The organism is Aureimonas sp. Leaf324 (genome assembly GCF_001423245.1).
Lineage (GTDB): Bacteria > Pseudomonadota > Alphaproteobacteria > Rhizobiales > Rhizobiaceae > Aureimonas.
Genome location: NZ_LMOH01000022.1, coordinates 1 through 8,713, shown reverse-complemented (window position 1 = coordinate 8,713; position 8,713 = coordinate 1). Strand labels below are relative to the sequence as shown.

General features: G+C 57.7%; 7 protein-coding genes and 3 pseudogenes. 5 read left to right on the top strand and 5 right to left on the bottom strand.

What is annotated here, in order from left to right:
* Positions 1–97: 97 nt before the first annotated feature.
* Positions 98–745 (bottom strand): annotated as a pseudogene (locus tag ASF65_RS12200) (IS66 family transposase zinc-finger binding domain-containing protein); the annotation flags it as partial.
* A gap of 73 nt (positions 746–818) precedes the next feature.
* Positions 819–1,160 (bottom strand): annotated as a pseudogene (tnpB, locus tag ASF65_RS12195) (IS66 family insertion sequence element accessory protein TnpB).
* Positions 1,161–1,717: 557 nt separating this feature from the next.
* On the opposite strand from tnpB, the gene ASF65_RS21455 reads away from it, so the two are divergent.
* A complete protein-coding gene (locus ASF65_RS21455; RefSeq protein WP_210166641.1) occupies positions 1,718–1,975 on the top strand; it encodes a hypothetical protein in 258 nt (85 codons plus the stop codon).
* Between the two features lie 318 nt (positions 1,976–2,293).
* Here the strand turns inward: ASF65_RS21455 and ASF65_RS12190 are convergent, their stop codons facing one another.
* Complete coding sequence (locus ASF65_RS12190; RefSeq protein ID WP_055889524.1) at positions 2,294–2,677, bottom strand: helix-turn-helix transcriptional regulator; 384 nt, start codon at positions 2,675–2,677, stop codon at positions 2,294–2,296.
* A 162-nt stretch (positions 2,678–2,839) separates the two neighbouring features.
* On the opposite strand from ASF65_RS12190, the gene ASF65_RS20945 reads away from it, so the two are divergent.
* Entirely contained in the window at positions 2,840–3,379 is a 540-nt protein-coding gene (locus ASF65_RS20945; protein ID WP_082505514.1) for a PAS domain-containing protein, read from the top strand.
* Between the two features lie 177 nt (positions 3,380–3,556).
* Here ASF65_RS20945 and ASF65_RS12185 read toward each other — a convergent pair whose 3' ends face one another.
* The gene (locus ASF65_RS12185) at positions 3,557–4,432 is read right to left on the bottom strand and encodes a sensor domain-containing diguanylate cyclase (RefSeq protein ID WP_162239487.1); all 876 of its coding nucleotides are present in this window, start codon (positions 4,430–4,432) and stop codon (positions 3,557–3,559) included.
* A 1,240-nt stretch (positions 4,433–5,672) separates the two neighbouring features.
* On the opposite strand from ASF65_RS12185, the gene ASF65_RS21450 reads away from it, so the two are divergent.
* The 3 genes from ASF65_RS21450 to ASF65_RS22095 all read left to right on the top strand — a co-directional run bounded on the left by ASF65_RS21450 (position 5,673) and on the right by ASF65_RS22095 (position 7,160).
* Entirely contained in the window at positions 5,673–6,005 is a 333-nt protein-coding gene (locus ASF65_RS21450) for a hypothetical protein (protein WP_156369294.1), read from the top strand.
* 690 nt (positions 6,006–6,695) lie between these two features.
* Positions 6,696–6,905 (top strand): hypothetical protein, encoded by a 210-nt coding sequence (locus ASF65_RS12180; RefSeq protein ID WP_055889518.1) that lies wholly within the window; start codon positions 6,696–6,698, stop codon positions 6,903–6,905.
* A gap of 69 nt (positions 6,906–6,974) precedes the next feature.
* Complete coding sequence (locus tag ASF65_RS22095; RefSeq protein ID WP_082505516.1) at positions 6,975–7,160, top strand: hypothetical protein; 186 nt, start codon at positions 6,975–6,977, stop codon at positions 7,158–7,160.
* A 217-nt stretch (positions 7,161–7,377) separates the two neighbouring features.
* On the opposite strand, the pseudogene ASF65_RS12170 reads toward ASF65_RS22095, so the two are convergent.
* Positions 7,378–7,845, bottom strand: a pseudogene (locus tag ASF65_RS12170) (GAF domain-containing protein); the annotation flags it as partial.
* Between the last annotated feature and the right edge of the window lie 868 nt (positions 7,846–8,713).

Genomic DNA, 8,713 nt, shown 5'->3' with positions numbered 1-8,713 from the left:
CGTGAAGGAAAAGCGAACTCTTCAGGTCCATCGGATGGGGGTCAATTTTGGACGCCGATACCCCCCGCTACGGGGTCAAAGTTGCACGCCGAATGACATATCGCTCCGACTGCCGGTTCAGCGGCTGATGTTGGCCGAACTTATCGAACAGGATCATCGCCAGGAGGTTCGGGCCGAGGAACCCTCGCGGCGTCGGGTGGAACGGTGCCGGCGCCTGTCTGATCCGCTCGCAGTCCCAACAGGTGAACTTCTCCCGGACCGTCTGGACGACCTTCCAGCGGCGCGGGATCACCTCCAGCGTCTCGGTGACGTCCTCGCCCAGCTTGCGCAGTCGGTCCGAGCCGCAGCAGGCGCAGGCCAAGGGACCGGGCACAACGATCCGCTCGCGCGGCAGGTGCTCGGGGAACGGCTTGCGGCCACCGCGGCGCCGGCGCTCGAAGGACGCGACCGTCTCGACCTTCGCGGTGGCCCGCTCGGCAGCCAGTTCATCCTCGGTGAGCGCCGCCTCGGCGTCCTCGAGCTGCATCTCCAACTGGTCGAGAAGGCGAGCCGTGCGCTCGGACCGCGTGCCGTAAAGCTCGCGCTTCAGCTTCTCGATCTGCAGCGTCAGATGGGCAACCAAGGCCTCGATGCCAGACGCCTTCACTTTGGCATGGGCTACATCGGCTTCCGCCAGATCGGCGCGCCGTTCTGCTGCCGCCAAGGCGGACTTCAGCGCGGCAATGTCGTCCGGCAGATCGGGCATCGAGAGGGATCAGGTCCGTTCGAGACCCGAGGATTTTGGCACGCAGACCCTGCAATGCAAAGGGTTTTGCGAGCTATCCCACCGCGTCCGGACGCCAGGTTCTCTGCGGGTTGCGCCAATCGATCCCGTCGAGAAGGCAGGCCAGGTCCGTGTGCGTCAGAGCCACGACGCCGTCCTTGGCCGACGGCCAGACGAAGCGTCCGCGCTCCAGCCTCTTGGCATAAAGCGACAGCCCGACCCCGTCGTGTCAGAGGATCTTCACCAGCGATCCGCTGCGCCCACGAAAGACGAAGAGATCGCCGCCGTTCGGATCGCGCTTTAGCCCCTCCTGGACCTGAAGCGACAGCCCCTGCATGCCCCGTCGCATGTCGGTATGGCCCATCGCGATCCACACCCGTGCCCGAGAAGGGATCATCGAAGCGCCTTCAGGACCGCCGCCGCCAGCGCTGACGGTGTCGAGGCCGCAATCCGCAGCCGCCCGCCCGTCGGCAACTCCACCATGATCGCCGTATCGTCGGTGACGGCAACAGGTTTGGATCGAGGCTCAGGACCGACCAGGACCGGCACGAAGGCTGGCTCTGGATGAGACGAGGGACGCTCGGCGCGAAAGCTACGCAACCACGTCCCCAACTGCGAGCGCGAGATCCCATGTCAACGCGCCGTCATTGAGACCATGCGCGGGGCCGACTAGCTTTCCATCACGATCCGTAGCTTCTCGTCATCGCTCCAGCGATGACGACTACCCGTCTCCACGATCTCCAACCGCTCGAAGGCTCTGTGCTTATGGACGTCCATACGCGCAAGTCTCTTACCAAGCCGGTCACTTCAATAGGCGGCCCTCACCGGAGGCGTACGGCGCCTCAACGGCACCCGCTCAATCTCCAGTTACGCTTTGAATGATAACGTCATGGACGGTGGGATGCCGCATTTTGGCTTGGGGAGAAAACGGCCAAGGCGTTGATAAGGGGCGTGTTGGCCAATCTTAGCGATTTCTTATGCATACCCGACGAGGTTGAAATGACGGATGCTAGTGCCCAGAACGATCGAATTACAGAACTTGAAACGGAACTGGCCGAACTCAAGGCACAGCTTCCGCGTATGCTGTCGATCATGCTGCGAATGCAAGCTCACTTAGAACAACAACAGGCGCACCTTGCTCAACGGCCGCGCCGGCCGGCAGCACCAGCTAAACCACCTTTCCAACTCGATGACGGCTGGTTGGTCGCGTAAAACCACGTGTTCACTCCGTTGCGCGGATCGCACCGCCAAGCGACAGCTGCTGTCCTTTTCAATCCCTATTTTTCGTGATGTACGCACGTCATAACTCGTGATTGAATTCGTGACAACCAGAAGGGAAAGGCTATGGGTTCACTTGCTATTCTGATTGGGTGCATACTCGTTGCCAACTTGGCAGCGGTTGCGATCGGCATCTACGCCCTATTTGGCAGCGGCTGGCAATCAAATCGAACGAGCGGCAAGGAAAGTTAAAACGCTACCGCATTTGGCGCCAAGAGTAGTCTGCAACTCTCCTCCGTCGCATCAAACTGCCTACCCTTTAGGGTGGAAGCCTGGTAGGCTCTCGAGAGCATCCAAGAGGCTGCTCAAGCTTGCGCGAACATCGCGATCCTTCACTCGTGAAAGTGCGGCCCAGAGTTCGATATCGCTTTGATCGTTTAAGCTCGGACTGCCGCGGTTCTCCTGCTGGATAGGAGTGCAACCGTCGAAGAAAAACGACAGCTCGACATCCATGATAGCAGCCACTCGGTAGAGCGTAGAGGCGCTGACGCTGTTGCGACCGGTCTCATATTTGGCAACCTGCTGGTATGTGAGACCCAGACCGTCGGCGAGTTTGGCAAGCGTCAGGTTTTGACGTTTGCGAGCAATCTTGATCTGCTCACCAATGGCGCGGTTCAGTTCGTCGTTTGCGGTCATGTGAACCAGTGGGTTTCAGCCTGCGACCTGTTGGCCAAATTTGATTAACGCGCATTCTGCTCGACCATGGACCGCCCTACCTCGTCAACTTGAGTTTTTAACAGTCGGGTACCGTACACATTTCGTCCTACCACATAGACTGACGAGCCCCATTCGAGCGACATGATGGAAGACGGGAATACGCCTCAGACCGTTGCATCTGGCGATTTCTTGGGGGTGTGGACGTGGAACGTTCAGACCGAGATCGTCGTCGCATGTCAGGATGTCTGTCACTATGCCGACATTCCAAGCGAGACCGGAATCCACGGGGTGCCGACAGAGCGCTTCTACGCTGCTATTCATCCTGACGATCAGGCGGAACTTTCTCGACGCGTAGACCAGACCCTGCGGGGGAACGACGCGTTCAGCGCCGAGTACCGCCTCACCAGCGTCAGGTATGGAACAGTTCTGGTGCGCTCCACCGGTCGGTGTTTCCAAGACGAAGCGGGCCGCCCCACACATATCTCCGGCTACCTCAGCAGAATCGACGGACCAGAAGAATCGAGAGCGGACGATGAGGCTGTGCTGACGAAGGTAACGACGCACCTGACGGACGCACGTAATGCGGCAGACAAGCTTTCAAGTCCTGTGCTGTCCAGACTAATCTCAGCGGTTCTCCTTAAGGCCGGTTTTCAACTCGCAAACCTCGTGCGGCGCAATTAAGACTGGAAATCAGCATCAAGCGGTGTCCGGTCGACTCCGAATGCAGCCGCCAGTGAGCGTCCGGTTTGTTCCTCACCCAAAGGGCTTTGACGCGAAGACTCGCTTGAGCCTCAGCCTCATCTAACGTGATCGAGCGGGTCGCAACCGAAGTACGGATAGCTACTTCAACTGAGGCAGCTACGCTTCACCCAACTGCGCGGGGAGCCAGCTGAAGCGCTCCCGCTTGGCGCCGTACATGGCAGCGTCGGCAGCCGATCGCAGATCATCCCCGGTCATGCCCGGCTCCCAGAGTGCCGCGCCAAGGCTGACCCCGATCGGAACGCGAACCTGTCCGAGATCGATCGGTTCGACGAACTGACGGCGGATCCGATCGAGGGCCACCGCGACGGCCCCGTCTGTTGCGGACGACAGGATTGCGGCGAACTCGTCACCGCCGACCCGTGCAATGCGATCCTTCTCGCGCAGCCCTGACCGCAGGCGTCTCGCAGCATGCCGCAGAACGTCGTCGCCGACCCCATGCCCATAGGTATCGTTGATCGCCTTGAAGCGATCGAGATCCGCGAGGATCAGTGTAAACGGAACGCTGCGATCCATCGATTGCGCCATGGCTGCGGCGAGATCGAGCTCGAAACGGCGGCGGTTCGCGATGCCCGTCACCGGGTCGACGAAAACGGCGGTCTGAAGCTCGTTCTCGGCCCGCTTCCGGTCGTTGATATCGGCGGCCAGTCCGAGAAGCTGAACGATCTTGCCCGTCTCGTCGACGACCGGCGACAGGATCGTGCGCCACCAGCGAAGTCCCGATGGTGTTTCCGCCAGTTCCTCGTACTCGTCCATGACACCGGAGGCGAGGCAGCGGCGATAGTTGGCCTCCCAGGCCTCAGCCCCTTCGAAGGACATGAACTCGGCTGCTGTCTTGCCGATGAACATCTCCTTCGTCAGGCCCGAGATCTGACACAGGATGTTGTTGATGCCGTCGTAGCGCAGAATGCCGTCGTCGGTGATGGCCACCGAGAATGCCGGAACGGCGAGCGAATCCACGTTGATCTTCGACACCGAATCCAGCCCCATTCCGCAACGTCAGACTGAACGAGATGGGTAATGTACAACTGAATTTCATAGCTCCGACAAATGCAGAGTCCCACCATGTTTCGGTCCACAGAAAGCAAGCATAGCTAGCAAGACGACGGGGCGACGACGTTTGAATTCCCCATCGGTCATATATGTGATCGCAAATGCACGCCCGATGGCGTAGAGCGATTTTCTTAAGATATGCCATCATGTCTAATGTATAACTAAATTTATATGTTACACCGAAATAGTACAGGATCTATTTCTTGGCGCTTCAGATCCTGACGGATCTTCTTCGCGCCCCCGAATCTCAAGATGCTGCTGCGTTTCCAAAGCGATCGCTAGTGACCGAAGGATGCAGGATGTCAGTTCTGCTACCTGCATTTCCAAGGCGACGTTACGCTTCTCAAGTGCTGTAATTCTAATTTCGTGCCCCGAGTTCGATCGCGCTCGAAGACGTTGCATTGGCCAGCTAAACCATCGCAACGCTTTAGCATATCGACGAAGCGCGTTCGTCAAAGCGGGCCCTATGATTGGCACAGGGCTAAGGCTTACAATCAGCGCGGCGCCTACAGCCAGCCAAATCGTTGGAACCAGGACAATTATCAGCAGGCGCATACGAACCTCCGCTTGGTCGATGAGACATACTAACTGAAGCATAACTGAGGGTTGATTCTACGAATGGACGCGGTCCTGCAGCCCGCGAGCGCAAGGTTCCGCACAGGACCACCGAGGGCGTGAAACTCGAACAGAAACGTGCCTCCCGGGGCAGAGCCAACCAATCCAAGCCACGTTGCGAGATCAAAACTATTCAGACAGCCTGAGCTTAAGCGCCATTCGTGTGAAGTTTGAACACGCAGATTCAGCAATATTACACGCCAACAATATTCAATATTTTCTTCTCCAGTCGCGCTCAGGAGGAACAGCGCCCCAGCGCCGACATATATTGCATATTATATATAATATTCTATATTATCACATTTAATCACCGTCTATTGCGCTGATATCTAAAACTTGTTGGCTTGGGACGGCAGAAAAATTAGCAGTTGAAGCGCATTCTGAGTTCACAAATCGTATTTCGAGTGACGGAATTACCCTAACGACAAGCGCTGCGGCTTTCCATAATTGCATACCGCTATCGTCGATGATGGCTGCAGCCACGAGAGCAAAGATTCTTCGTTGCCTGCAACGAAAAAAACGTCTGCAAAACTCAAAAAGGACATTCATGGCGGGCTTCTACGTCACTAAGTATCTCGGCCTACTTGGGGGAGGCGAAGGAGCTTTCTACGTTGGCAATGGTATTGTGGTAGGCACCGACGCGCTCGGTGGTATCTACGACGGCAGTTACCAAGTGGCCAATGGCATCCTGATTGGCTCCGCGCGGCTGGAAGTTCCTGGTGGGGGTCTGCTGGCTACTGGCCAACAGGTTCAAGCGAACGAACCCATTGATGTTCGCTTCTCTCTCCCCATTGATTTTGCGACCGGTGAACCACAGTCGATTACAGTTGGCGAACGAACCATCGGCGTGATTTTCCAAAAAGTTCGTGACCTTCCCTAAATGTATGTCTCGCTTGACGCATCTGGGCCCGCGGGACCGAGGTCGCGCGGACCGTGCTTCAACCCATAATGGGGCGGGGGCGGCGGATCGAGTACGTCGATACGTTGGTCGGCGTGCTTGATGGCGCTGGCGTAGAGAAAGCCGTCGAGAGAGCGATACTTTCTAAAATATGAGACAACAGTCCGTCGGCGACTAACGAGTTCGTCCCCAACTCAGCGTGCAAGAATGTTTGCTGTTGATTGGTCAGTCCCACATACTGTGTGCGGTATTGACGATTAAGGATCGACCACATGTTGGCGCTAGGCATCGCAATCGGTCTTCTAGCCGGCGCCGTTCTCGCCGCCCTAGTGGCGCTCGCGTTCGTTATCTGAACCACCAAGACCACAAATAAGGCTGACCTGTTCTAGGCAGCTCATCGACCGCGTTGCGCCTCCAAGGGGGCAAGGCGGAGACCCGCTCGATCCTCGGCCCCACATATCGTGGTCGAGCGGGTCATCATTGAAGCGGCCTCGAACTTGCCACCGTGGGGTCAGTCGCATCCTTCCCGGATCATTGGCTGCGGGTTCCAAAGCTTTCCGGACCGTTAACTTCTGCGTTCTCGCCCAATGAACCTGATGCGCTCCTACAGGTTTGGCGGGGAGCGATTTGCCTGCCGTCCCGTTCCCAAGACCGACACGAACGGGGAACCGCATGGCCAGCCGAGCAACCGTTGATCTCCTGACCGTAGCCCTTGAGTTGCGCCTCGCTGCGCACGAAGCAGGATTTGCCAGCCAGCGTCTGACCGACGCTCGCCTGATGGAGATGGCAGACATCTTGGAAGGGATCGCGCATCGTGAAGTGGCCAGCAATCAGAACGCACAAGTGCGGCCTTTGCCGGCCCTGAGCCGGGCGAGCCAGTAGCCATCAAGGTAGTTTCTGACCGCTGGCTGAATGTCTGGAAGTATGCATCAGCAGAAGGATACGCAGACCATGGGCACCGAGAAGAACGACACCGACAAGATCCCACTAAAACCGGGCGATGACGCCGCTCCCGGCACGCCGGGAACAGGCGAGAACGTCTGTCCCCTGTGCGCTGGGAGCGGCATGGTCCACGGCGATAGCTGCGCTCGCTGTCTTGGCACGGGGATCGTTCAGGAAGGGATTGGTGGTGGCTAGGGGGAGATGACCATGAGGGAACCAGATCTCGACGAGGACGCCACAATCTTCATTGGGGGAGACGAGATGCCTGTCTACGAGGGCCGTTTGCGCGATGCTCTGCAGTACACTGGGCAGACCATGCGAGAGGCGGACCGCGCACAATGCTACATCATGACCCTGTCGGGCGACCGCTACCGCGCTGACGAGATTGATGCCCTTTACGCTAGCCTAAGCCCTACGAAGCCCGCGTCTTCGGGCCGTTGACGAAGCGCTTGGGCTGACTGCTAGCTGCGTTGATGATCTCCTTGGTCTTCATCTGCAGAGTTGCCATTCGCGACAGCTTGGTTAGCGTCAGCTTTTCGTGCTCCGATAAGCCTGACCGGGGCTTGCGATCGATAATGCAAAGCGTCCCGAAAGGTTGGCCCGCAAACCCGATCAAAGGCGCTCCGGCATAGAAGCGGATGAAGGGCGAACCTGTTACCAACGGGTTGGACGCAAAGCGAGGGTCCTTCCTGGCATCCGGGATGACGAGCACATCTTCGCGCTCGACGATAGCATGCGCACAGAAGGAGACGTTACGGCTAGTCTCGCAAATGTTGAGGCCGACCCGTGCCTTGACGATCTGCTTGTCACGATCGACCAGCGAAACCAGCGCAATCGGCGCGCTGAAGAGATGCGCCGCCAAGTCGACGATGGTGTCTAACGCCTTGTCTGGCGGGAATTGGTGATGACGGTTGCGGCTAGGGCCTACAAGCGTGCTCGCTCATCGAACGGTACGGGCGGCGTCATGCAATGGGTCATTGGTTCTCATGCGTCGGCGACGAGCCTAATACCCACAGACGCTCTATGCGTTCCGACGCTGATTTTCCTTTCTCGGCGCAATCGTAGATGGGCCGTTAAACGATGACGACAAACTAGCCCTATTTTGTCCGCTGAGAACGATACCGGGATCAACGGGATCGCGTCAGTGAACAATCAAAGCAATAGGGTCATGCGCCTTCGGCGCCGAGAGAGTACTGCTATTTCTCTCCGCATGAGCCATGACCGCGCAATTGGATCGAAGGCGTTAACGTGCAAACGACTTCGCTTGAAACCCATCTGTTCCTTCGGTCGGCCGATGGTTGCTTGCTGTGTCCTGGTAGGTGTCGACCTGCACGCCCTTACTGTCGAGCCCGCGTTGGTCACCGTGTTGTGACTTATCTCGATTGCTCAAGATCTGCTCCTTCCGAACCAGCTCATCCTGTAGTTCGGTCATAGCATCTGTGCCAGAGCCCTTACCCTGAGAGCCCGCACCCATAGTCTTTGAACTTCCATGTCCACCTGGCATCACGTCGTCTCCTGTTAATGTGGATGATAATAAAGGGCTGGAGGTGAACGCGTTCGCTTCATAAAGAACTAGATTGTTGGACGGGCAGCATTCCAGCAGTCCGCTAGTGCTGCCTCAACCAGTACTGGAAGCGGCAAGTGCCTCCGGTATAGCGCGACAATCTGAGTGAGACGCTGGCGACGATCTAAATGAGACAGATCATGTCGCGGCGATTGGGATCGTATCATCCTGATTGTCGCTGGCA

Bases quoted from the DNA above. Each gene is read 5' to 3' on its own strand.
- ASF65_RS22095 (WP_082505516.1), top strand. From the start codon at position 6,975: ATGGGCACCGAGAAGAACGACACCGACAAGATCCCACTAAAACCGGGC.
- ASF65_RS12180 (WP_055889518.1), top strand. From the start codon at position 6,696: ATGGCCAGCCGAGCAACCGTTGATCTCCTGACCGTAGCCCTTGAGTTG.
- ASF65_RS20945 (WP_082505514.1), top strand. From the start codon at position 2,840: ATGATGGAAGACGGGAATACGCCTCAGACCGTTGCATCTGGCGATTTC.
- ASF65_RS12190 (WP_055889524.1), bottom strand. From the start codon at position 2,677: ATGACCGCAAACGACGAACTGAACCGCGCCATTGGTGAGCAGATCAAG.
- ASF65_RS21450 (WP_156369294.1), top strand. From the start codon at position 5,673: ATGGCGGGCTTCTACGTCACTAAGTATCTCGGCCTACTTGGGGGAGGC.